The sequence below is a fragment of the Streptomyces griseoluteus genome, from assembly GCF_004784465.1.
Taxonomy (GTDB): Bacteria; Actinomycetota; Actinomycetes; order Streptomycetales; family Streptomycetaceae; genus Streptomyces; species Streptomyces griseoluteus.
Genome location: NZ_SRRU01000003.1, coordinates 150664 through 173385, shown reverse-complemented (window position 1 = coordinate 173385; position 22722 = coordinate 150664). Strand labels below are relative to the sequence as shown.

The following is a 22722-nucleotide window of genomic DNA, read 5'->3' as shown; positions in this document are numbered from 1 at the left end:
CCGTGACATCGAGCGGATCGAGCAGATCAGCGGTGAGGAACATGGCAGTCAAACGCACGGAGTACTTCAACTTCGACACCGGCAGTGTCCGGAGCGGCAAGACCGAACACGCCGAGAGCCATATGGACATGGAGAACTACCTGCTGCGGCTGGACAGCGAACGCGGTGCCACTTTGAACAGGTGGGGCGTGGCGGTCGGCCTGGAGGTCGCGGCGACCATCGGGCAATCCCAGGTCGCCGTCTCCGTCGGCACCGCGCTCGATTCCGCCGGGCACCTCATCGTGCTGGAGGACGGCGGGCTCGCCGTCGTCGCACCGAACGCCGACCCGCAGCAGCCCCTGGAGAATCCCGCGCACGTGGGTCCGGAGGGGCTGACGCTGAGCACGACGGGTCTGGCCCAGGGCGAGCACGTGCTGACCCTGACCTGGCTGGAGGGACTCGACGAGAACCGCGTGACCCGGCTCCACGCACCGTGGCTGCGGCTGCTCCCGGCGGGCGGCTTCGACGGCGGGGGCCGGCAGGTGGTCCTGGCCCTGGTCACCGTCGGGGCCGACGGCACCGTGGAGGGCCTGGAGGGCGGGGCGCGACGCGTGGTGGGGGCGACGGGTCGTGTGCAGCTGTGGGGGACCACGGAGACGGAGGACGACCCGAAGCTGGGTGTCGGTCAGATGCCGGGTGCCGAGTTGCGGGGGACGGACGACGGCGGCCTCGTCGTGATCACTTCCGACTCCGGCGGCGAACCGAGGTCCCCGCTCCGGGTGAACGGCGACGGGAGTGTGCGCGTCAACATGCGCGCGGACACGCCGCCGATGGAGATCCGTTCGGAGGCGGACGACGGGCCGGCCCTGGAGGTGTTCTCGTCCGGCTCGCAGGCGGGGATAAGGCTGGATGCCCTCGGCAGCGATGCGTCGTGGGGCATGCACGCCGACGACGACGGGGGATGGCGCCTCAGCAACCTCGCCGGGGACACCGAGGCCATCGCCGTCGACCCCGACGGCCGGGTGGCCATCGGGGTCGACAGCGACTTCCACTACGCCCTGCACGTGGGAAACACCGGTGTCCATACGAGCGGGGGGCTCAGCGGATACTCGTTCGGCGACCGCGGCTTCACGGACTTCGTGGAGCGACCCTCGAACGGGGAGCGCTGGCTGTGGTACGCGTTCGCCGGTGCCGCACGGCTGTGGTCGGGAGAGGACTTCATCTCGATCAGCCGCGGCGAGGGCAACGCGCTGGACGTGTCACGCCGCATGCGGGTGCGTCAAGGCGGCGACTTCTCGGCCGGGATCTGGTTCCGTCAAACGGAACTCGGCGAACACGACAGCGCGTTCATCGGCATGGTGAACAACGAGAACGTCGGCTTCTGGGGCAACGACGATGCGGGGTGGGGCCTGGCGATGAACACCAAAGACGCCAACGTCACCTGCAGCAACGGGCTGACCGTCGTCGGGACCGCAACCGTGGGCAGCTCACTGCAGGCCGGAGGGGACCTCTCGTGCGGAGGACAGCTCAGCGTCGGCGGCAACGCCTTCTTCGGCAGGAACTTCGGCCAGCCGAACGGCCCCGCCGTGGCGAAACTCTTCGGGTCGAACGTCGGGGACACCGGCGAGGGCGTGCTCTTCCTGCGCAGCGGAGGCGGCGTCGTCGCCTTCAACGGCGACGACCTCATCGGAATCGGCACCAAGATGCCCCAGTTCAAGCTGGACGTGCGGGGCAACATGCGGGTCACCGGCTTCATCGACAAACCGGGGGGCGGCTTCCGGATCGACCACCCTGTGGACCCCGCCAACAAATACCTGTCGCACTCCTTCGTCGAGTCCCCCGACATGGCGACGGTGTACAGCGGCATGGCCGAGACGAACGAGGCTGGGGAGGCCACGGTCGTGCTGCCGGACTACTTCGAGGCGCTCAACCGCGACTACCGCTACCAGCTCACCCCGGTCGGCTCCCTCGCGCAGGTCGCCGTGACCGGTGAGATCAAGGACAACCGATTCACCCTGCGCACCGACACACCGGGCATCAAGATTTCCTGGCAGGTCACCGGAGTGCGGCAGGACGCCTGGGCCGAGGCCCACCGCATCCCCACGGAAGAGGACAAGCCGGAGAACGAACGGAACCTCTTCCTCCACCCCGAGGAGCACGGCCGGCCACGCAGCGCCGATCTCCTCGAACGTCTGGAAGGGACGGTATGACGATGACCCAGCAGACCACGACCGGACAGCGCACGGACTCGCACCACGCCGATCCGCGGCCCCCGGCCGATGACACCCGGAAGGCCCTGTCGGAGCGCCTCGACCAGCTCAAGCGCGACGAGCACGCGGGTATGGAGCAGCTGCGCCGCCTGGTCGAACAGCAGAGCAGCACACGCGAGGCACTGCTTCGGATCAGCGGGGCCATCCAGGTCCTGGAAGACCTCCTCCACCCCGCCGACGCCGAATCCCGCCGTGCCAACAGCGTCCCCCCGCCGTGACCTGGACAACCCGGGGCTCGCCGACTCGGCGGGCTGACTTCAGCGCAGCCGATCCACATACGTGTCCGTACCCGGCACCGTGGGGACGAACGGCGCCGCCAGCTCCGACCTCCTGCTTGACGTAGGTCATGCGGTCGCCGCCGGTACGAGCCGGGGGGCAGGCGGTGCGCCTCCTGTGAGTGGCCGTACGGGGGCGTCAGGGTGGACGTCGAACGGAGGTGCCTCGGACCGTCCCGCCACGCGGCCGGGCCGGCCCCCCGCCCGGCACGGGGCCGAGAGACCGCAGGCGCAGGGGTCTTTGCTCACCGCTCCTCTTCGCACTGACTTGCGGCGCCAACGGATGTTTCCGTTCCGACTCGGCGCCCGGGTCAGCTCGGTTCGAATGGGCTCATGGAACTACGTGGAGACAGAGTTGTGCTGAGGCCGGTGGCCGAGGACGAGACCGGGGTCCTGGACAGGATCGTGCGGGAACCGGAGGTCGCCGTCTGGTGGCCTCCTCCGGACACCTACGCGGGCATGCTCGCCGTCGTACTCGACGAAGCCGTCATCGGTGCCGTCCAGTTCCACGAAGAGACCGACCCCGAGTACCGCCACGCCGGCATCGACATCTTCCTGACGGCGCGGCATCACGGTCAGGGACTCGGCACGGACGCGGTGCGCACACTGGCCCGGTGGCTGGTGACGGAACGCGGGCATCACCGGCTGACCATCGACCCCGCCGCCGTCAACACCGCGGCGATTCGGTGCTACGGCAAGGTCGGGTTCAGACCCGTGGGAGTCATGCGAGCCTACGAACTCGACCACCGCACCGGCCGCTGGCGTGACGGCCTGCTGATGGACCTGCTCGCGGCTGAGCTTGCCTGACGCTTCGGGCGTCGGTGTTTCCCGGTGAAACTGGAAGCTGTCGGTGGAGGGCGCCCAGTGGCTTGCCGAGGTCGGCTCCGACGGCGATGAATATGGGCAGACCGTAGCCTCGCGGGTCAGCGGGCTGACAGGCGGCGCGCCAGGTGGTCCGCGGTGGGCGTGCCGCCCGCTCGGGCCACGTCCTCCGGCCGGCCCTCGGCGACGATGCGGCCGCCGTCGTCCCCCGCCCCCGGACCGAGGTCCACGACCCAGTCCGCGGCGGCGACCGTGCGCAGGTCGTGCTCCACCACGACGACCGTGTTCCCGGCGTCCACCAGGCGCTGCAACTGCCCGATCAGCAGGTCCACGTCCGCCGGGTGCAGTCCCGTGGTCGGCTCGTCCAGCAGGTAGAGGCTGTGGCCGCGCGGCGCCCGGTGCAGCTCGCTCACCAGCTTGATGCGCTGGGCCTCACCGCCGGAGAGGGTCGTGGCGCTCTGGCCCAGTGTCAGATAGCCCAGCCCGATGTCGGAGAGCAGCTTGAGGATGCGGGCGGCGGGCTGCACGTCGGCGAGGAATTCGTGCGCCTCCTCCACGCTCATCGCCAGCACGTCGGCGATGGTCCTGTCGCGGTAGCGCACCATCAGCGTGCCGGGGTTGTAGCGGGCGCCCTGGCAGACCGGGCAGGGGGAGGTCTCCGTGGGCAGGAAGAGGAGTTCGATGCTGACGACTCCGTCGCCCAGGCAGTGCGGGCATCGGCCCTGGGCCACGTTGAACGAGAACCGGCTTGCCGTGTAACCGAGTTCACGAGCGGTCGGCTGGGCGGCGAACAGCTTGCGGACGCTGTCGAAGAGGCCGGTGTAGGTGGCGAGGTTGGAGCGCGGGGTACGTCCGATGGGCTTCTGGTCCACGACCACGAGGCGGTTGATGTGCTCAAGTCCCGTACTGGAGCGCACCGTCACCCGGTCCTCCGTCAGGTCCCGGACCGGCACCCCCGCCTCCTCCTCGTCGGCGGTCTCCACCGTGGCGGGGTTGCGGGCGATGTCCTCGGCGGTCTCGTCGGCGTGCAGATGATCTCGGACCGTCTCCGCGAGGGCCCGCCGGACCAGGGTCGACTTGCCGGACCCGGAGACGCCGGTGACCGCCGTGAGTGTGCCGAGGGGGAAACTCGCGTCCAGGTCACGGAGGTTGTGACCCGTGACCCCGTCCAGGCGCAGCCATCCCGCCGGTTGGCGCGGCTCCTCGGGCCCCGGCACAGGGGGCGCGTCCAGCGGGAGGTACCGGGCGGTCACCGACTCCGGCGACTCGCTCAGCCCTTGGGCCGGCCCGTTGTAGAGGACCTGGCCGCCGTGCCGGCCGGCGCCCGGACCCATGTCGACGATCCAGTCGGCCGAGGCGAGCACCTGCGCGTTGTGTTCCACCACGAAGACGCTGTTCCCGGCGCCCCTGAGCCGTCGCAGCGCGGTGAGCAGCAGTTCCGTGTCGGCGGCGTGCAGCCCGGCCGAGGGCTCGTCCAGCACGTACAGCACGCCGAACAGGCCGCTGCGGAGCTGGGTGGCCATGTGCAGCCGTTGCAGCTCACCGCTGGAGAGGGTGGAGGTCGCGCGCCCGGTGGCGAGGTAACCGAGGCCCAGGTCGGTCAGCGTGCCGAGCTGGTCCTGGAGGCCGCCGATCAGGGCGTGCGCGGCCTGCCTGCGCTCGGCCGGCAGGGCCAGGGTGTCGGGGTGGTCGCGGGCCGACTCCAGGAAGGCCGTGAGCTGGCTGAGCGGCATCGAGGTGGCCACCGAGATGTCCTGCCCGGCGATGGTCACCGCCAGCGCCTCCGGGTTCAGCCGCTTGCCGTGGCAGGTCGGGCAGACCTCCTCGGACATGAACGAGGCGGCCTTCGCGCGCAGATGCGCCGCCTTGGAGGTGGCGAACGTGTGCATCACCCACTTGCGGGGGCTCATGTATGTGCCCTGGTACGAGCGCTGCACCCGGTGCGCGTCACGGACCGGGTGCACGGTGACGGTCGGCTGCTCGTCCGTGGTCAGCAGCCACTCGCGCCGGGCGGCCGGCAGCTCGCGGAAGGGTACGTCGATGTCGATGCCCAGCTCGGCGAGGATGTCCCGGTAGTTCTTGCCCTGCCAGGCACCCGGCCAGGCCGCGATCGCGCCCTCCCGGATGCTCAGGGAGTCGTCGCCCACGAGCTTGCTCTCGTCGACGCTGTGCAGCCGCCCGAGGCCGGAGCAGGTGGGGCAGGCGCCCACGGCGGTGTTCGGCGAGAAGCTGTCCGAGTCCAGCGGCGCCGCGTCGCGCGGAAACGTTCCGGCGAGGTCCTCCGGGGTCCGTCCGGCTGGGTAGGTGCCGGCGCGGGAGTACAGCATGCGCAGCACGTTGGAGACCCGGCTGACGGTGCCCACCGTCGAGCGGGTGCTGCCCCCGCTGTGCTGCTGGCGCAGCGCCACGGCGGGCGGCAGACCGGTGATCGAGCCGACCCTGGGGGCCGCGCCCTGGTCGATCAGCCGTCTGGCGTACGGCGCCACGGATTCCAGGTAGCGCTGCTGGGCCTCGGCGTAGATGGTGGCGAATGCGAGCGACGATTTGCCGGACCCCGACACTCCGGTGAAGGCCACGACCTGGTCGCGGGGTACGTCCACGTCGACATGCCGCAGATTGTGTTCGTCGGCACCACGAACCCTGATCAGCCCGTCCTGACCGGGGTCCGGGGGAGTGGCGGGCGCCGGCGCGGATGTCTGTCGTGGGGGTGGAGCCATGGGCAAAACCTAGCCTGACCGGCCGGTCCGTGCCGCGAGCGCCTGGTGATCGGGTGAGGCCGTGATGCCGCCGCGGGGCTGGTTGCGCAGCTGAGTTCAGTGGCCATACGGTTCGAACGCCGTTGATCTGCAAGTGAATTGACGCTCGAAATGAAGGGCGGCAATGCGATGACGAATGCCTTTTTACCCTTTCCTGGTTGCCATGGAGCGCGGAGACAAATGAAGAGCGAAAGACCCGTGGAGCACGCCGCCCGAAAGCCTGCCGCACGGCATCGGCTGCTCGCTCTGGCCGCCGCGGGCGCGCTGACGGCGGGAGCCCTGACCGGCCTGGTGCCCGCCACCGCGCAGGCCGCGACCCCCGCCCCTTCGGGGCCCGGGGCGCGCCAGCACGCCTTCGCGGCCGCGGCCGCCAAGTACCACGTACCCGCCCAGGTGTTGCTCGCCGTCTCCTACCAGGAGTCGGCGTGGGACGATCACGCCGGCCAGGTGAGCACCAGCGGCGGCTACGGCCCGATGCACCTCACCGACGTCACCCCCGCGATGCTGGCCTCCGGTCCGGCCGGAACGGTCGGCCGGCCCGACCTCGCCGACCTGGCGAAGGACCCCGCCCTGCACACCCTGCGCACCGCCGCCAAGCTCACCGGGCTGTCCCCGGCGGAGCTGCGCGAGGACCCCGCCGCCAACATCGCGGGCGGCGCCGCGCTGCTCGCCTCCTACCAGAAGTCCGTGCGCGGCACCCTCTCGGCGGACCCCGGCCAGTGGTACGGCGCGGTGGCCCGCTACGGCGGCTCCGGCCGGCAGCACACCGCCACGGCGTTCGCCGACCGGGTCTTCACCACCCTCCGCACCGGCGCCGCCCGCACCACCTCCGACGGGCAGCGCGTATCGATGGCCGCCGACGGCAACGTCCGTCCCGTCAGGGAACAGTTGGCCGGTGCCGCGACGGCCACCGCCACCGAGTGCCCGTCCGACGTCACCTGCACTTTCGTACCGGCGGCGGCGTCCAACGGTCAGGTCTCCAGCCGGCCCGCCAACGGCGTCCGGATCGACACGATCGTCATCCACGACACCGAGTCGTCGTACCAGTCCGCCATCACCACGTTCCAGAACCCGGGCGGCAGTTCCGCGCACTACGTGATGCGGTCCTCGGACGGCGCGGTGACCCAGATGGTGCCGACCAAGGACGTCGCGTACCACGCGGGCAACTACTCGACGAACCTGCACTCCATCGGCATCGAGCACGAGGGCTACGCCGCGCACGGCGCCACCTTCTCGCCCCCGTTGCCTGGCCGCCCGAACCGATCAGGGCCGAGCGACCCGATCAGTGGCTCGGCCTGCGGGCCCCGCAGCCGGACCGAGCGCACGTTCGTCGGGACACGCCACCGCAGACGGCTGGGCTCGTTACCCCTGGCAGACGGAAGGAGACCCCATGCCCACCACCGAACTCGACCCCCGCTACAGCTCCGCCATCCACCCCCGCCCCGGCGCGGAGAACGCCACCCCCACCCCCTGGCCGGAGGCCCAACGCCACCTTGAGGACGCCCAGATCTTCTGGGTCTCCACCGTCCGCCCCGACGGCCGGCCGCACATCACCCCCGTCATCGCCGCCTGGCACGACGGGGTGCTGTACTTCTCCACCGGGCCGGAGGAGCAGAAGGCGAAGAACCTCGCGCGGAACGCGCACTGCGCGCTGACCACCGGCCGGAACTCCCTCACCGAGGGCCTCGACCTGATCGTCGAGGGGACGGCGGAGCAGGTCACCGACCCGGCGAGGGTGGAGGAGGTGATCGCCGCGTACGAGGCGAAGTACGGAGCGCACATCACCTCGCCCGAAGGCACCTTCCACGGCATCGGGGACGCGTTCCGCACCGGGCGAGCCGTGGTGTTCGCCGTGGAACCCGACACTGCGTACGGGTTCGGCCGGGAGGGCGGCCTCTTCACCCACACGCGGTGGACGTTCTGAGCGTCAGGACAGACGGAGGGCTGTCCACGGCGAACTCCACCGCCAGGTCCCACCCCGCGCGCAGGCCCTCGATCGGGTCCTCCGGCGTGGGAGCCCCGTGCTTGGTGGCCAGGAACGCCTTCGAAGATGTCGCCACCCTCGCCGCCGGCATCGCCGGCCGCCCCTTCACCCGCACACCACGGTGCCGGACGACACGTTCCGCCGGCACCTGGCCGAGGCCGGGCTCCTCTCCGACCGGGTGGAGGGCCTGATGGGTGTCTTCACCGCCGCCCGCGCCGGCGAGTTCGCCGCGCAGGACCCCACTCTCACCACTGTGATCGGCCGCGCCCCCATCGCACTGGAGGTGCTGCTACGCGATCAACTCGCCTGAGGCGAGCAGCACATGGCCGCCGACCCGGTCCGTGCTCAGGCACAGTGAGCAGACCACGGCGCCATGGGTGGCGCACGCTGTCACGTCGGGACGCTCGTACGCCTGGTGGCAGACGTGGCAGTCGTAGATGGTGCCGCTCGGGTTGCCGTCCGGGTCCAGGAGGGGCTCAGGGATGCCGTCGTCCGGGCGCCGCAGGTAGTAGCGGCCCTGGGTGGCCACGGCCATCAGCGGGGTGAGGGCGAAGGCGATGACGGCGGCGGCGACGGGGGAGTACGGCTGGAGGGTGTCACCGAAGGCGTGGAAGTACATCGCGATCGACAGTCCGGACGCCGCGAGGAAGGACACCACGCCCACGGGGTTGACCGCGTGCAGCATGCCCCGGCGGAACTCCGGCGCGTGCGGGGAGAGTTTCAGCAGGTACTTGTTGACGCCGATGTCGGTGGCCACGGTGACGACCCACGCGATGGCGCAGTTGGAGTAGAAGCCCAGGATGCCGTTGAGGAAGCTGAACATGTCGGCTTCCATCAGGGCCAGCGCGAAGCCCAGGTTGACCAGCACGAAGGTCATGCGGCCGGGATAGCGGCCGGTGAGCCGGGTGAAGGAGTTGGTCCAGGCGAGCGAGCCCGAGTAGGCGTTCGTCACGTTGATCTTGATCTGGCTGATCACCACCAGCACCACGGCCAGCGGCACCACCAGCCAGGACGGCAGCATGGCGTCGAAGGCGCCCTTGAACTGCTGGATCGGCTCGGGCGCGACCGACGGGCCGGCCGAGGCCAGGATGTAGACGGCGAGGAAGACACCGATCGCCTGCTTCAGCGCGCCGAGCACCACCCAGCCGGGGCCGGCCATCACCACGGCCGTCCACCAACGGCGCTTGTTCGCCTCGGTCCTGGGCGGCATGAAGCGCAGGTAGTCGATCTGCTCGCCGATCTGCGCGATGAGGGAGAGGCAGACGCCCGCGCCGAGCAGTACGGATGCGGTGTTCACCCCACCGTCGCCGTCGGTGCCCGCGTAGGAGAGGAAGCGGTCGACCGTGCCCGGATCGGTGACCACCAGGTACACCAACGGCCCCACCATCAGCACCAGCCATACCGGTGTCGTCCACACCTGGAGCTTGCTCAGCGCCTTCATGCCGTAGATCACCAGCGGGATCACCATCAGCGTGGAGACCAGGTAGCCCAGCCACAGCGGGAGTCCGAGGCCGAGCCGGAGGCCCTGGGCCATGATGGAGCCCTCGAGCGCGAAGAAGATGAAGGTGAAGCTGGCGAAGATGACGCTGGTGAGGACCGAGCCGTAGTAGCCGAAGCCCGAACCGCGCGTGATCAGGTCCAGGTCGATGTTGTAGCGGGCGCCGTAGTACGCGAGCGGGAAGCCGGTGACGAAGATGACGACGGCGGCCACCGCGACAGCCACCAGCGCGTTGCCGGTGCCGTGGGCCAGGCCGATGCCGGCGCCGATCGAGAAGTCGGCCATGTACGCGATGCCGCCGAGCGCCGTGGTGGCCACCACCATCGGGGTCCAGCGGCGGTAACTCCGGGGCGCGTAGCGGAGGGTGTAGTCCTCCAGCGTCTCCTTGGCGGCCTGGCTCGTGGCCGCTGTCGCCGGGCCTTCGGCCGCCTCGGCCGTGGGTCGTGACTCTGTCGCGCTCATGCCACGCCTCTCTCCGTACGGGTACCGGGGGAGACCTCCGTCCGGCAGCGCTGCCGGACGGAGGCCGGCGGGCCAGGCTACGAAGCGCTTGTTTCCCCGAGGCCCCGCCCGGCGTGAACGGCCCGTTACACGGCGTGGCTCAGCTGGGCGACCAGCTCACGTCCCGCCCCGTGTCCCCGAGCAGCCGCTCGAACGGCGTCGCCCCGGCCGGAACCGGCACCGCCTCGGCGTACACCCCCGCGTTGCGGCCCATCGGGGCGATCTTCTCCAGCTCCGGGGCCACCTCCTCGACGGTCGTAGCGTCCGGGGTGTACTCCTGACCGGTGGCCCGCGCCAGGTCCCAGCCGTGCACCAGCAGGTCGCCCAGCACCATGTACGCCAGCGTGCGCTGCGGCAGGCCCATGCCGGGGGAGATGCCCTCCGCCGAACCGGGCGCCCTCCACGCCTCCGCGAGCCGATCCCCCTCCTCGCGGAACCGGCTCCGCCAGTCACCCTCGTCGAGATACTCGCCGACCGAGGCCAGGTCCGCGCGCTCCCCGGCGGCCAGCTTCTGGAAGTTGGTGACCACGTGGAAGAGATGGTTGAGCAGGGCGCGTACGTCGTACTCGGAACAGGGCGTGGGAGCGCCGAGCTGTTCGTCGGTGATGCCGTCCACTACCGGGGCGGTGGCCCGGACGGCGCTGTCGATCAGGGAAGAGACTGAGTTCGCCATCGCTCCACCCTAGGGATGCGCGTGGGGCGGCGTGCGGAGAAACCGCTCGGCGTGCGCTCGCGCGGCGGGGTGCCGGACAGGCACCGCACCTTCACAGGGGTCACCCGCTGGCCGGAGGCGCGGCGGGCATCCGTACAGAGCTGTCTGCCGGGGAGGAGCCCCCACCGTGGCCATCGTCGCAATTCTGCTGCTGCCGGTCGTGGCCGTGCTGCTGTACGGGATGGACCGTACCGAGGACTGGCTGGCGCGCGGCCCCAAGCCGCCCCGCCACGCCCGGGGCCGCCATCTGCGCCTGATCCAGGGCGGCCGGCGGCAGACGGCGGCCCCGGCCGGCCGGGGCGAAGCCGAGTCCGAGGCCGCCTAGGACTTCAGCCGCGCGGGCTGCTGATGCGCTCCGGCTCGATGACGTAGATCACGCGCACCTGGTCCCGACCGCCGAACCACGGGTAGGGGCCGCCCAGGTACTTCCGCGCGAGCGCCTCGATGTGATCGACCGCGCCTTCGGTGGTCACCCGCACCACCCGGCCGCGGATCTGGGTGTACGACGACGGGTCGGCCGGGTCGGAGAGCGCGACGGCCACCCGCGGGTCCCGCGCGATGTTCCGGGTCTTCTGGTGGGACTCCACGCTGTTGATCAGGACGTGCGTGCCGTCGGTGTCCACCCAGGTCTGGGTGAGCTGCGGCGAGCCGTCGGGCATCGTGGTGGCGATGTAGCAGGTGCTGGCGCGGCGCAGCAGCGCGAGCAGACCGTCGCCGAGGGGTACGGGCACGGGGAGATCTCCGGCAGGTAGGGGGTCGATCGGGTGAAGAAGCGCAGGTGTGTTTGAGAGGGCCCAGGGTAACCGGGTCCGTGTACGACCCATGTGATAGCTGGTCAGAGGGAGAACCCGAGATGCTGATGGCCCACCCCGCCGTGCTGCAGAACCTGATCGAGCAGTACGACGCGCTGCGCATCCTGCACGCCGAGGAGGGCAGCGCCGAAGTGCGGCAGCGGATGGACGACATCGCGTACACCCTGTGCGTCGCCACCGGCACCCGCGACATCGACGCGGCGCTGATCGCCGCCCGGCACCGGCTGCCCGGCGCGCGCCCGCAGGACGACTCCCTCCTGCCCGCCTGAACTCCGCCGCACACGGCGCGGTCGGCCCGTCAAGGAGGGCGATTTGGGTTGTGTGTGTCGAATACGTGTGGAAATCTGTCGGGCGTTGCACGTGGCCGGTGGATGCGAGACCGTTGTCATCGGTAAACGTTCTCGATCGACTGAGAGGTGGTGGAGCGCACGCTCGCGCTCCCCGACTGTGATTCTTTCCCCGGGTACACCCGATAGTCCGCAGACCGGTGGTGTCGGCGTCGCCACGGCGTGGGACAGCGCCCCCTGTCCCGTGCTGGTGGTCGACGCCGATGGGGCCCTGATCGAGACGAACGAGGCGGCACGCCGCCTGATACCGCTTGTGCCAGGGGACTTTGTCACGTCGGCTGCCATGCCGGCCTGGCTGGCCGCCGCCGACCGCGCGCTGCGCCAGGCGGGCACCCCGGCGGACGCCGTCTCGGGCGAGGTGGCGGGCCGCAGCTTCGAGGCGTACCCCTCCTCCTGCGACGACGGCACCGTCGTGTGGTGGCTGCTGGAGGACACCGACCGCCGCCTCGCCGAGCAGGCACTGCGCGGCGAGCGGGAGCGTGCCGCCCTGCTCGCCGAGGTCTCCAGCGCCCTGCTGTCCTCGCTGAACGTCGAGCGGTGCATGACGGTCACCGCGCGGATGGCCGCGGGCCACCTCGCGGACGCGGCGATCATCGTCGCCCCCGCCCAGGGGCGCCGCCACCAGCTGACCTACGCGCGGGCGGACGGCGAGGTCACCCAGACCATGCTCCCGGTCGAGCCGCGCTCGGTCGCCGGGCTCGCGGAGGCCCTCCAGGGCTTCCCGCCGGTCCCCGCGCGCTGGATCGATCCGGCCGAGCTGCCCGACTGGGCGGTCCCCGAGGGCTTCGACGGCCCGATCGGCTCGGTCATAGTCACCCCGCTGCCGGGCCACGGCGTGCCCGCCGGTGTACTGATCCTGCTGCGCTCCAGCACACACCAGGCGTTCACGGACGGTGAGGAGGTCTTCGCGCGGCTCTTCGCGGCGCGGGCCGGTGTGGCGCTCTCGGCCGCGCGCCTGTACGCGGAACAGCGCTCGATCACCACCACCCTGATGCGTGATCTCCTGCCGCCGCGCCTGGAGCGCGTCCACGGTGTCGAGTACGCGGGTGCCTACCGGGCGGCACGGGACCACGAGCGGGTGGGCGGCGACTTCTATGACGTCCACCCTGGTACGGACGCCGGCGAGGAGACGTTCGTCGTCCTCGGCGACGTCGCGGGCAAGGGGCTGGAGGCCGCCGTGCTCACCGGCAAGATCCGCAGCGTCCTGCAGGCGCTGCTGCCGCTGTCCGGGGACCACCAGCAGGTGCTCTCCCTGCTCAACGGCGCGCTGCTCAACTCCCACCACACCCGGTTCGCCACCCTGGTACTGGCCTCCGTCACCCGCCGTGCCGGCCACGTCCGGCTCCGGCTGACCAGCGCCGGACACCTGCCGCCGCTGATCATCAGAAGCGACGGCCGGGTGGAGGAGGCTCCGACCCAGGGGCAGCTCGTGGGCGCCATGCCCGCCGTCACCGCGCGCACCGCCCATGTGTCGCTGGCGCCGGGGGAGACTTGCCTGCTCTACACGGACGGGATCACCGAAGCCTCCGGCGGCCCGCTGGGCGACCAGTTCTTCGGCGAGGAGCGGCTGCGGGCGGCCCTCGGCCCGTGTGCCCGGATGCCCGCGGAAGCGGTGGTGGAACGAGTGCAGATGCTGGCGGCCCAGTGGCTGGGAGGTGGCCGGCACGACGACATGGCCACCCTCGCCATCACCAACCCGGCGGGCGGCCACGGCGCCCTGCACTCCGTCGACGGCCACCACGCCACCGCGGCCCGGCCCAAGGCGGGGGTCCGCCGATGACCACCGATACCGGCGCGGCGGTCCAGGAGCGCGCGGAAGTGTCGGAGCGGCTGTGGACGGCCGTGATCGCCAAGGACGAGTCGGCCGCCGTACGCGAGGTGTTCGCGGCGGCCGACGCCGGAGTGGGCCGGGAGAGCCTGCTGCTGGAGGTGCTCGGCGGGGTCCAGCGCCGGGTCGGCACGGAATGGGCCGCCGACCGGATCAGCGTCGCCGAGGAGCACGCCGCCACCGCGATCATCGACCGGGTCATCGCCGCCCTCGCCCACCGGGTGCCGGCACCGGCCGGCATGCCGGACAGACCGCGCATCACGGTCGCGTGCGTCGACGGCGAATGGCACGTGCTTCCGGCCCGGCTGCTCGCCGAGGTGCTCACCGGGCGCGGCTGGCAGGTGGACTTCCTGGGTGCCCACACCACCACCCCGCATCTGATCGCCCACCTGCACGCGACCAACCCGGCGGCCACGCTGCTGTCGGCCTCGCTGCCCCTGCACCTGCCGAGCGCGCACACCGCGGTGACGGCCGTGCAGTCCATCGGCATCCCCGTCATGGTCGGTGGCGCGGCCTTCGGCGCGGACGGCCGCTACGCCCGTCTCATCGGCGCCGACGCCTGGGCCCCCGACGCCCGGGCGGCCGCCGGTCTGCTGGCCGACGGTCTGATCCGCCCCGGGCCGACGCCGCGGCAGCAGGTCGACGACCTGCCCCACCTCGCGGACCAGGAGTACACCCTGATCAAGGGCAACCGTTCCGCCCTGGTCCGGCAGGGCCTCGCGGAGCTGGAGGCACGCTGGCCCGGCATGCGCGCGTACACCGAGGCGCAGCGCGAGCGCACCGCCGAGGACCTCGCGCACATCGTGGACTTCCTGGCCACCGCCCTCTACGTTGACGACCCGGAGCTGTTCACCGGCTTCATCACGTGGACCGCGGAGATCCTCAAGGCCCGCCGCGTGCCCCCGCACAGCCTGCGGACCGGACTGGAGATATTGGCGGGGGAGTTGCACGACTTCCCCCGCGCCCTCGGCTTCCTGAAGGCGGCCGCCGAGGCCCTCCCCGCGACGCCCACCACCCGACCCAGCCCGGCCCAGGAATGACCGCATGACCCTCCACCAGCCCGTCGGCTTCTCCGTCACCGTCGAGGCCATCGACTCGCGCTCGATACGGCTGACGCTCCAGGGAGTCCTGGACTTCGAGTCCGCGGACGAGTTCCTCGACGCCGTGAACCGGACGCTGGACGCGCACGTCCTGGAGCACGGCCCGGCGCTGCGGGAGATGCACATGAACTGCTCGGGCCTGCGCCTGCTCGACTCCAGCGGGCTGTCCGCCCTGCTCACGCTGCGGCGCCGGACCCATCCGGCGGGCGTCACCCTGCACCTGCGGCACCGGCCGGTGCAGCTGACCCGGATGCTGGCGCTCACCGGCACCGCCGAGTACCTCACGGCCGGCCCGGACGGCACCGCGGAGCCCGTCGGGCCGGCCGGGGAACTCCCCGGCGAGGCCGAGTCCACCTCGTCCTAGAGCGTCAGCGCTCCGAAGCCGGCCGCTCCGCCTGGTCACCGGTGGGGAGCTTCCACCATGCGGTGATCGTCTTGCCCCGTGCGGTGGGCGCGACGGCGGTGTGGTCGCTGAGCTTCTCCACCAGCCCGAGGCCCAGGCCCCCTCGGCCGTCCAGGGGCGGATTCGGGCGCGGGGTCGGCAGCTCGGGGCTGTCGTCGGTGATCTCCAGGATGAGCTGCCCCTCCTCCAGTCTGAGGACGAGCGACCAGGTGCCGTCGGGGGTGTGCCGGACGGCGTTGGTGACCAGCTCGCTCACGACGATCTGCACCGCCTCCGCGTCCGCGCCCGGACAGTGCGCATCCAGGTACGCCGCCGCGAGCCGACGGGCGTCGGCCGGTGACGATGCCTGGGAGTGTGCGGTGAACATGAGCCCCTTTCGCGCGGGCGTGCTTTCCCTGCGCGTGCCCCCGCCCTGACGGTACACGCCGGTGAGGGGGACCGAGCCGCTCACGGCCGCGCCTGCCGCGGCAGCGTGGACAGGGCGGCACGCGCCGACTCCAGGTCGGGATGCGAGGGCAGCAGACTGTCCGCCCCGGTGAGTTCGAGCAGGCGCCGTACGGTGACGTCCCCGCCGAAGATGCCGACATCCCGGCGCCGCGCCGTACGCAGCAGATGGTTGAGCAGCGACGAGTCGCAGAAGCCGACTTCCCGCAGGTCGAACACGAGCGGCCCGGTCCAGCGGACCAGGGCGTCCTCGGTGGCGTCCTCCACCGTGTCCAGTTCCTCGGGGTCGAGGTGCCCCCGCAGGCCGATGACCCACAGCTCTCCGTCGGCCCGCGAGTACGCCACCGCCGGGGGGATCACTTCCTCAAACCTCTGACCGCCGTTCACCATGAGGCCATGGTGCCGTACGGGGTCCACCACGTCACAGTCCAGGGTGGTTTCAGCCTGGATACATCACGGTGGGAGGTCGCGCACGTGCTCTATGCAACCCGCGTAGACGCGTGCATCATGAAAGCGCTCCATCGCTCCACCCAGTCCAGGTTTTGTCATGTACCTGCAATCAGGGAGGACTGCACGATGGCTTGCGGATCGACCAGCCTCTGGGCCGGTGAGACCAGTTGGTTCTGCTGCGGCAACTCATGGGGGCCCTGCGGCAGCGCCGGCGGCGGCGCCTGCGGCAACTGCCAGTCCAGCGCGCACCACGGCGCCTGGCCCAACGCCTCCGCGGCGTGCTTCAGCATCACCCGCCCCGACCTCTGCGGCGAGAACATCCCCCGGCGCGGCTGCGGTTCGGTGATGAACGTCCGCCACCAGTGCTCCGGCGCGACGGTGTGCATCACCATCACCGACTGCGGCCCCCGCACCAAGGACTGGTGCGGCGAGGCGACCTGCTGCAACGGCGCCTGCCGCACCAACCGCGTGCTCGACCTGACCCCGGCCGCCTTCTCGGCGATCGGCAACCTCAGCTCCGGCAAGCTCCCCGTCTACATCTACGAGTGAGGAGGCCCGACATGAACGCACGGAACACCACGGGAGTGCCGTCCGAGGGGATGCGCCGCCGCCGCTTCCTCACCGCCGCCGCCCTCGGCGGAGCGACCATCGTCGGGGCGAGCGCGCTCGGCGGACTCGACGCCGACGCGGCCTTCGCCGCCGAGCCCTCCCTCGACCCGGCCATCGCCAGGTCCTCCTTCGTGGAGGGCAGAATCACCGGCATCACCGGCAGCGTGCTGGAGGTGGCGGGTTCCAGCGGCGGCCACGCGCGCGTGCAGATGACCAATGTCACCAGCGTGTGGAAGGTCCGGCCCACCACCGCCGACGTCATCGAGGTCGGCGACGGCCTCTACGCGCGCGGCGTCCCCATGCCCGACGGCACGGTGGCCGCCGACGCGGTCTGGGTCAACATCGTCAACCTCGACACCACGATCCGGGGCATCGCGAAGAACCGGGTCCACCTCGCCCACGGACAGCACGAGGTCGTCGGCAACATCCTCGCCGACACCGGCGCCTCCTACGCCGGGCGCGGGCTCACCTCCGACCTGTCCCGGCTGCGCATCGGGCAGAGCGCCCAAGTGCTGGGCGCCTGGCGGCCGTCCGACGACTCCGTGGACGTCGTCCGTATCTCCGTCGGGCACTGAAGCGGACATTGGGGAAGGCGCAGATGCTGTCACTGACCACGGGACTCCTCCCGCTCCTCCTCGCCGGACTGCTCGCCTGGACCGGCGCGACCAAGGCCCTCGGCCCGGACGTCGTCCGTACGGCGCCGAAGACCGCCCTGGCCCGCCTGCTCAGCAGCAGTGAGCGGGCCGTCCTGGTGCTGCGGGCCACCGGGTGGGCCGAGCTGCTCCTGGCCGGGGCCCTGCTCGCGGCCCCCGGCAGCGCGCTGCCAGGGGCGGCCACCGCCGTCCTCGGGGCCGGGTTCCTCGGCTATCTCGGCTACGGCCGGGCGCGGGCCCCTCAGGCGTCCTGCGGCTGCTCCGCGAGCGAGGACACGCCGGTCACCGGCCGTTCCTTCGCCCGCGCCGCGCTCGTCCTGGCCGGCGGGCTCACGGCGGCCGGGGCGCACCGCACCTGGTGGGACGCGCTCGGGGACCGGCCGGTGGCCTCGGCCGTCGTGCTGGCCGTGGGCGCACTGGTCCTGTTCGCCCTCTCGGCGGACCTGGACCGCCGGCTGCTGCTGCCCCTGCGCCGAACCCGGCTGCGCGTGTTCGGCCACCCGCTGACCGGCCGCGGCGGGGCACGGCAGGTCCCGGTGGCCGCCAGCGTCGAACTGCTGGAGAACTCCCTGGCCTGGCACACCACGTCACCCGTGGTGCGCTCCGCGCTGCTGGACCACTGGGACAGCGACGGCTGGCGCGTCCTGCACTACTCCGGCGTCCACGGCGAGGGCGAGGCGGCCCGGCCGGTGGCGGTCCTGTTCGCCCTGGACGCCACCGCCGGCCGCGACACGCCCGGAGACCCGGTGATCCGCGTCAGTTACGTCGACGCGGACACGGGGGCGCCGGTGGCCGCCGAGGAACTGCGCGCGGCCCCGGCCCGCCGCTCGCTGCGCCTCGTGGAATAGGACACCGGCCCGGTGCGGCCGCCGCGCGGTGACGGCGGCCGCACCGGGCCGGTGTCGGAGACGGCGGGACAGGGGGCCCTCAGCGGCCGCGCCAGTCCAGGCAGACCACCAGCGCGTCGTCGTCGGGCGCCGTCGTGCCCCGGTGCCCGGTCAGCTCGCGCAGCACCGCTCCGGGCACCTCCGAGGCCGGGAGCAGCCGGGTGGCCTGGATGGCCCGCGTCAGCGCCGCGTCCCCGTAGGGCTCGCCCTTGGGCGAGGCGACCGTGTACACGCCGTCGCTGACGAAGACCAGCCGGTCGCCGGGCTCCACCTGGAGCTCCTGCGCGACGTAGTCGGTCTCCTCGAACATGCCGAGCGGCAACTGCGCCTCGAAGTCGACGTGCTCCACGGCGCCACCGCGCAGCCGGAGCAACTGCGGGCACCCGGCGTCCACCACCTGGGCGCGGCCGGTGGCGAGGTCGAAGTCCAGCATCAGCACCGACAGATAGCGGTGCCCCCGGTACTGGGCGTACACCGCCTGGTCCGCCAGCGCCGCCTGGTCGGCGAGCGGGATACCGGCCCGGCGGGCGTTGCGCAGCGCGTTGACCGCCAGGTTGGTGAGCAGCGCGGCCTCTATGCCCTCACCCATGCCGTTGGAGACGTACAGGGTGAGCCGGTCCGCCGTGGACGACCAGTCGTAGTTGTCGCCGTGCATGGCGTACGCCGGTTCGAGCTGGGCACCGAGATCGAACTCGGGCAGGGAGCACGAGTGACCGGGCAGGAGTTGCCACTGCATCTCCGCGGCCAGGGTCAGCCGGTCCTGGCGCCGGGCCTGGAGATACAGGTCGGTCTCGCGGTCGGCGACCAGCACCTCGTGCCCCAGCACCTGGCCGATCTCGGCCAGCTCGGGCAGCGCCGCGCGGGTGTCCTCGGAGTCGGGCAGGGTCACCGTGAGCACGCCGAGCCGGCCCCCGTGCACGCTGACGGGCAGGTGGACCCGCAGCCGGTCGTCGACCAGGCTCTCCAGGAAGGGTTCCTGGGCGCCGAAGGCACGGCCCGCCGGGCCGTTGTGCAGAGAGACCGGGGGGAGCGCGTGCGGCGGGGTGGTCACCGGCTGGAGCATGGTGAGGCTGTAGTCGGCCAGCAGGAACTCCACGGCCTCGGCCGCGTAGAGCCCGGCCAGCTCCCGGCGGACGGTGTCGGCCAGGGCGTAAGGAGGCGCCGTGCGCAGCGCCCGCTCGACAGCCATGAATCTGTTCACGATCGTAGGTATGCCAATCTTTCACCCGTGAGAACGCCACGCCCGCCCCGTGATGGGCCGAGTGGTGGACGTATCGTGCAGTCTTCCTGGATATTCCGGACCGTCTTGCCTGCTAGTAGGCTGTGGGTCGTCCCCATACCTGCGAGAGTGTGACCGTGACGAACTTCCGCCCCCGCCCCGAACCCGTCGAAGTCGCGCGGGTGACCTCCACGGCCGCGGAATTGCTGGAAGTCCTGTGGGGCCGGGCCTCCACGGCTCCCGCCTCGGCGTCCCAGTTGCGCGTGCTGCTCATTCTCGAGCACCAGGAGGGCATCAACCTGCGGACCCTCGGAGACCATCTGGCCTCCACCCCGCCCTCGACCAGCCGCCTGTGCGACCGGCTCCAGGCGGCGGGGTTCGTCGAGCGAGAGGTGAGCCGCACCGACCGGCGCGAGGTGCGCCTGTACCTCAGCAGCCGGGGCCGCGCCTTCCTCACGGACCTGCGCGCCCGGCGCGAGGAGACGCTGCGCTCGGTGCTCGAGCGGATGCCGGCCGGCGACCGCAGCGCCCTGCTCACCGGCCTGGAGGCGTTCTGCGCGGTCGCGTCGGAGCAGATACACGGGTACGACGAGTCCTCCGGCTCCCGGACCGCCTGAGCGAACCGGGCCGCAGCCGACAAGGCTGCCGTGGATCGTCACCGGCGACCGGCGGCCGGCGAACGGAGCGGCCTCCGCCGACCGGAACATTCCTGATCCTTCCCCTCCTGCTGTGACACCGGATACTTTCTTGCGTCATGGTCATAGTTGTCAAACAGCAAGTGTTTCACCCGACGATCATGAGATCGACGCCACATGGATACACCTCCATCCGCGCGGTCCGCCGCACCCAGCCCTGATCGAGGAGTGGCCGCGATGGCCGACCGGCACTGGCTGTTCGGAGACCAGCTCGGCCCCCACTTCCTCACCCCCGGCCCGGACGGACCCGCCCATGACGCCCCCGTGGTGCTCATCGAGGCGCGCTCGGTCTTCCGCCGCCGCCGCTTCCACCGGGCCAAGGCCCATCTGATCCTCTCCGCGATGCGCCACCGGGCCGCCGAACTCGGCGACCGCGTCCACTACGTCCGTACCGAGACCTACCGCGAGGGCCTGCGCGAGGCGGTGGGCGCCGGCCGCGTCACCGTCCACCACCCCACCTCGCGCGCCGCCCTCGGCCTGGTCCGCTCGCTGGAGAGGGTGCGCGTGCTGCCCGCCCGAGGCTTCCTGTTCCCGCAGGACACCTTCCGCGCCTGGGCCGACGGACGCGGCGGCCACCGGCTGCGCCAGGAGGACTTCTACCACTGGGTGCGCCGTGAGCTGGACCTCCTCATGGACGGCGGCGAACCGGCCGGCGGCCGCTGGAACCACGACCACGACAACCGCGAACCGCCGCCGAAGGGCGCCCGTACCCTCGACGCGCCGAAGCCCTACCAGCCCCGCGAGGACGAGATCGACGACGAGGTCCGCGCCGACCTCGACCGCTGGGAGCGCGAGGAGGGCATCACCTTCGTCGGCCGCGACGGCCCGCGCCGGTTCCCCGCCACCCGCCGCGAGGCGCTGGCCGCGCTGCGCCGCTTCACCGGACACCGGCTCGCCGGGTTCGGCCCGCACGAGGACGCCATGCTCGCTGCCGACCCGGTGATGAGCCACAGCCTCCTCTCCTCCTCCCTCAACCTCGGCCTGCTCGACCCGGCCGAGGTGGTCACCGCCGCCGAGGACACCTGGCGGGCGGGCGACGCGCCCGTCTCCAGCGCCGAGGGGTTCATCCGGCAGGTCGCGGGCTGGCGCGAGTACGTGTGGCAGCTCTACTGGTACTTCGGCGAGGAGTACCGGAACCGCAACGCCCTCGGCGCCCGCACCCCGCTGCCCGAGTGGTTCCTCGAACTCGACGCCGACGCCGTCACCGCCCGCTGTCTGTCCACCGCCCTCGCCCAGGTCCGTGACACCGGCTGGACCCACCACATCCCGCGCCTGATGCTGCTCGGCAGTCATGCCCTCCAGCAGGGCTGGGAGCCGCGCGCGGTCACCGACTGGTTCCACCGCTGCTTCGTCGACGGCTACGACTGGGTGATGCTGCCCAACGTCGTCGGCATGTCCCAGTACGCCGACGGCGGCCGGATGACCACCAAGCCGTACACCTCCGGTGGGGCGTACATCCACCGTATGAGCGACTTCTGTGGGGGCTGCGCCTACAAACCCGGAGACCGCACCGGCGAGCGGGCCTGCCCGTACACCACCGGCTACTGGGCTTTCGTCCACCGCCACCGCGATCTGCTGGCCGCCAACAACCGCACCTCCCGCGCCGTCCAGGGCCTCGACCGCCTCGGCGACGTGGAGGAGGTCCTGCGCACGGCCCGCGACCGGGGCGACTCGCCGCCCTGACCTCCAGACGGAAACGCCGCGCGCCGCCACCCACGGGGGGCAGCGGCGCGCGGCGAAATCCGTACCGGCGGCTCAGCTCACCTTGGCGCCCTTGGCGGCCGCCTCCTTCTCGGAGTGCACGTCATCGGTGGCGAGAGTGCCGCGGGCGCTCTCCAGGTGGGCCCGGACGAACCACTGGAACTGCTCCAGGTCGCGGAGCTGCCCGATCAGGAGGTCCTCGGTGGCGGGGTCGATCTCGCCCGCCTCCTTGACCGCGGCGCGCACGCCCTCGATCACGCCGGTGTAGACGACGTCGAGCGCGGCGAGGTGCGCGATGGCGTCACCCCGGCCGATGGAGTAGTCGTCCCACGTGCGCTCGGCCACCAGAGAGCCCGGCGTGCCCTGGGCGACACCGCCGAGGGCGGCGGTCCGCTCGGCCACGTCGTCGGCCATGTCACGGACCCGGTCGACCTGCGGGTCGATCATCTCGTGCACGGCGATGAAGTGGGGTCCCACGACATTCCAGTGCACATGCTTCAGCGTGAGGTGGAGGTCGTTGAGCGCGTGCAGACGGAGGCGGAGCAGACCGATGAGCTTGCCGGCCGCCTCACGCTCGAGGCCCGGCACGGTGTACTTCGGGGTCAGATCCTTGGTCTGGCTGGTCATGAGTCACCTCTGTCATCACGGTGAGAAGTCCTTGCCTGAGCACATGTGCCCCGGTCCGACCCTCTCAGACGTGCTTTCGTCCCGCCCGTCGCAGTAGGCGGAACGGGCACTTCCGGCCAAGCCGCACGCCGAGCGGCTACGGATTCCAGG

The 22722-nt window shown here is 71.6% G+C and carries 24 protein-coding genes; 16 read left to right on the top strand and 8 right to left on the bottom strand.

Going from position 1 to position 22722, the window contains the following annotated elements:
* Nucleotides 1–41: 41 nt before the first annotated feature.
* The 3 genes from E5082_RS09610 to aac(6') all read left to right on the top strand — a co-directional run bounded on the left by E5082_RS09610 (nucleotide 42) and on the right by aac(6') (nucleotide 3331).
* On the top strand, nucleotides 42–2189 hold the full coding sequence (locus tag E5082_RS09610; protein ID WP_135790858.1) for a hypothetical protein: 2148 nt from the start codon (nucleotides 42–44) through the stop codon (nucleotides 2187–2189).
* A gap of 2 nt (nucleotides 2190–2191) precedes the next feature.
* The gene (locus tag E5082_RS09605) at nucleotides 2192–2467 is read left to right on the top strand and encodes a hypothetical protein (RefSeq protein ID WP_135790857.1); all 276 of its coding nucleotides are present in this window, start codon (nucleotides 2192–2194) and stop codon (nucleotides 2465–2467) included.
* 390 nt (nucleotides 2468–2857) lie between these two features.
* On the top strand, nucleotides 2858–3331 hold the full coding sequence (gene aac(6'), locus E5082_RS09600; protein ID WP_135790856.1) for an aminoglycoside 6'-N-acetyltransferase: 474 nt from the start codon (nucleotides 2858–2860) through the stop codon (nucleotides 3329–3331).
* A 116-nt stretch (nucleotides 3332–3447) separates the two neighbouring features.
* On the opposite strand, the gene E5082_RS09595 is transcribed toward aac(6'), so the two are convergent.
* The gene (locus E5082_RS09595; protein WP_229918783.1) at nucleotides 3448–6063 is read right to left on the bottom strand and encodes an excinuclease ABC subunit UvrA; all 2616 of its coding nucleotides are present in this window, start codon (nucleotides 6061–6063) and stop codon (nucleotides 3448–3450) included.
* Nucleotides 6064–6282: 219 nt separating this feature from the next.
* On the opposite strand from E5082_RS09595, the gene E5082_RS09590 reads away from it, so the two are divergent.
* The 3 genes from E5082_RS09590 to E5082_RS09580 all read left to right on the top strand — a co-directional run bounded on the left by E5082_RS09590 (nucleotide 6283) and on the right by E5082_RS09580 (nucleotide 8396).
* On the top strand, nucleotides 6283–7599 hold the full coding sequence (locus E5082_RS09590) for an N-acetylmuramoyl-L-alanine amidase (RefSeq protein ID WP_135790855.1): 1317 nt from the start codon (nucleotides 6283–6285) through the stop codon (nucleotides 7597–7599).
* Complete coding sequence (locus tag E5082_RS09585) at nucleotides 7493–8026, top strand: pyridoxamine 5'-phosphate oxidase family protein (protein ID WP_135790854.1); 534 nt, start codon at nucleotides 7493–7495, stop codon at nucleotides 8024–8026. Before E5082_RS09590 ends, E5082_RS09585 begins: the two co-directional genes overlap by 107 nt.
* A 181-nt stretch (nucleotides 8027–8207) precedes the next feature.
* Complete coding sequence (locus E5082_RS09580) at nucleotides 8208–8396, top strand: hypothetical protein (protein ID WP_135790853.1); 189 nt, start codon at nucleotides 8208–8210, stop codon at nucleotides 8394–8396.
* Here E5082_RS09580 and E5082_RS09575 read toward each other — a convergent pair.
* Entirely contained in the window at nucleotides 8376–10046 is a 1671-nt protein-coding gene (locus E5082_RS09575; protein ID WP_135790852.1) for a purine-cytosine permease family protein, read from the bottom strand. The two genes, E5082_RS09580 and E5082_RS09575, sit on opposite strands and share 21 nt — an antisense overlap.
* Nucleotides 10047–10185: 139 nt before the next feature.
* Nucleotides 10186–10758, bottom strand: coding sequence for a TIGR03086 family metal-binding protein (locus E5082_RS09570; protein WP_135790851.1), 573 nt, complete (start codon nucleotides 10756–10758; stop codon nucleotides 10186–10188).
* 166 nt (nucleotides 10759–10924) lie between these two features.
* Between E5082_RS09570 and E5082_RS09565 the strand changes: the two genes are divergently transcribed.
* Nucleotides 10925–11122: a hypothetical protein gene (locus E5082_RS09565; RefSeq protein ID WP_135790850.1), complete on the top strand. Its 198-nt coding sequence runs from the start codon at nucleotides 10925–10927 to the stop codon at nucleotides 11120–11122.
* 4 nt (nucleotides 11123–11126) lie between these two features.
* Here E5082_RS09565 and E5082_RS09560 read toward each other — a convergent pair whose 3' ends face one another.
* Complete coding sequence (locus E5082_RS09560) at nucleotides 11127–11528, bottom strand: PPOX class F420-dependent oxidoreductase (RefSeq protein ID WP_229918782.1); 402 nt, start codon at nucleotides 11526–11528, stop codon at nucleotides 11127–11129.
* 122 nt (nucleotides 11529–11650) lie between these two features.
* Between E5082_RS09560 and E5082_RS09555 the strand changes: the two genes are divergently transcribed.
* The 4 genes from E5082_RS09555 to E5082_RS09540 all read left to right on the top strand — a co-directional run bounded on the left by E5082_RS09555 (nucleotide 11651) and on the right by E5082_RS09540 (nucleotide 15248).
* A complete protein-coding gene (locus tag E5082_RS09555; protein WP_135790848.1) occupies nucleotides 11651–11878 on the top strand; it encodes a DUF5133 domain-containing protein in 228 nt (75 codons plus the stop codon).
* A 361-nt stretch (nucleotides 11879–12239) separates the two neighbouring features.
* Complete coding sequence (locus E5082_RS09550) at nucleotides 12240–13736, top strand: PP2C family protein-serine/threonine phosphatase (protein WP_373310009.1); 1497 nt, start codon at nucleotides 12240–12242, stop codon at nucleotides 13734–13736.
* Nucleotides 13733–14824, top strand: coding sequence for a cobalamin B12-binding domain-containing protein (locus E5082_RS09545; protein ID WP_135790846.1), 1092 nt, complete (start codon nucleotides 13733–13735; stop codon nucleotides 14822–14824). Before E5082_RS09550 ends, E5082_RS09545 begins: the two co-directional genes overlap by 4 nt.
* A gap of 4 nt (nucleotides 14825–14828) precedes the next feature.
* On the top strand, nucleotides 14829–15248 hold the full coding sequence (locus E5082_RS09540) for an STAS domain-containing protein (protein WP_135790845.1): 420 nt from the start codon (nucleotides 14829–14831) through the stop codon (nucleotides 15246–15248).
* Nucleotides 15249–15252: 4 nt separating this feature from the next.
* Here the strand turns inward: E5082_RS09540 and E5082_RS09535 are convergent, their stop codons facing one another.
* Both E5082_RS09535 and E5082_RS09530 read right to left on the bottom strand, forming a co-directional pair.
* Complete coding sequence (locus E5082_RS09535; RefSeq protein ID WP_135790844.1) at nucleotides 15253–15654, bottom strand: ATP-binding protein; 402 nt, start codon at nucleotides 15652–15654, stop codon at nucleotides 15253–15255.
* A gap of 80 nt (nucleotides 15655–15734) precedes the next feature.
* Nucleotides 15735–16091, bottom strand: a complete 357-nt coding sequence (locus E5082_RS09530) for an STAS domain-containing protein (RefSeq protein WP_167514022.1) — start codon at nucleotides 16089–16091, stop codon at nucleotides 15735–15737.
* A 216-nt stretch (nucleotides 16092–16307) separates the two neighbouring features.
* Here E5082_RS09530 and E5082_RS09525 point away from each other — a divergent pair, with 216 nt between their 5' ends.
* The 3 genes from E5082_RS09525 to E5082_RS09515 are packed head-to-tail and all read left to right on the top strand — an operon-like array spanning nucleotide 16308 to nucleotide 18291.
* Nucleotides 16308–16730: an RlpA-like double-psi beta-barrel domain-containing protein gene (locus E5082_RS09525; protein ID WP_130335673.1), complete on the top strand. Its 423-nt coding sequence runs from the start codon at nucleotides 16308–16310 to the stop codon at nucleotides 16728–16730.
* A gap of 11 nt (nucleotides 16731–16741) precedes the next feature.
* Nucleotides 16742–17365, top strand: coding sequence for a cell wall protein (locus tag E5082_RS09520; protein ID WP_190045232.1), 624 nt, complete (start codon nucleotides 16742–16744; stop codon nucleotides 17363–17365).
* A 23-nt stretch (nucleotides 17366–17388) separates the two neighbouring features.
* A complete protein-coding gene (locus tag E5082_RS09515; protein ID WP_135790842.1) occupies nucleotides 17389–18291 on the top strand; it encodes a MauE/DoxX family redox-associated membrane protein in 903 nt (300 codons plus the stop codon).
* Nucleotides 18292–18370: 79 nt separating this feature from the next.
* Here E5082_RS09515 and E5082_RS09510 read toward each other — a convergent pair whose 3' ends face one another.
* Nucleotides 18371–19519 (bottom strand): PP2C family protein-serine/threonine phosphatase, encoded by a 1149-nt coding sequence (locus E5082_RS09510; RefSeq protein WP_190045231.1) that lies wholly within the window; start codon nucleotides 19517–19519, stop codon nucleotides 18371–18373.
* Nucleotides 19520–19680: 161 nt separating this feature from the next.
* On the opposite strand from E5082_RS09510, the gene E5082_RS09505 reads away from it, so the two are divergent.
* Both E5082_RS09505 and E5082_RS09500 read left to right on the top strand, forming a co-directional pair.
* Nucleotides 19681–20166 (top strand): MarR family winged helix-turn-helix transcriptional regulator, encoded by a 486-nt coding sequence (locus E5082_RS09505; protein ID WP_135790840.1) that lies wholly within the window; start codon nucleotides 19681–19683, stop codon nucleotides 20164–20166.
* 255 nt (nucleotides 20167–20421) lie between these two features.
* Nucleotides 20422–21927 carry a cryptochrome/photolyase family protein gene (locus E5082_RS09500; RefSeq protein WP_135790839.1) on the top strand — a complete coding sequence of 502 codons (1506 nt, stop codon included), beginning with the start codon at nucleotides 20422–20424 and terminating at the stop codon, nucleotides 21925–21927.
* A 72-nt stretch (nucleotides 21928–21999) separates the two neighbouring features.
* On the opposite strand, the gene E5082_RS09495 is transcribed toward E5082_RS09500, so the two are convergent.
* The gene (locus tag E5082_RS09495; RefSeq protein WP_135790838.1) at nucleotides 22000–22572 is read right to left on the bottom strand and encodes a Dps family protein; all 573 of its coding nucleotides are present in this window, start codon (nucleotides 22570–22572) and stop codon (nucleotides 22000–22002) included.
* Between the last annotated feature and the right edge of the window lie 150 nt (nucleotides 22573–22722).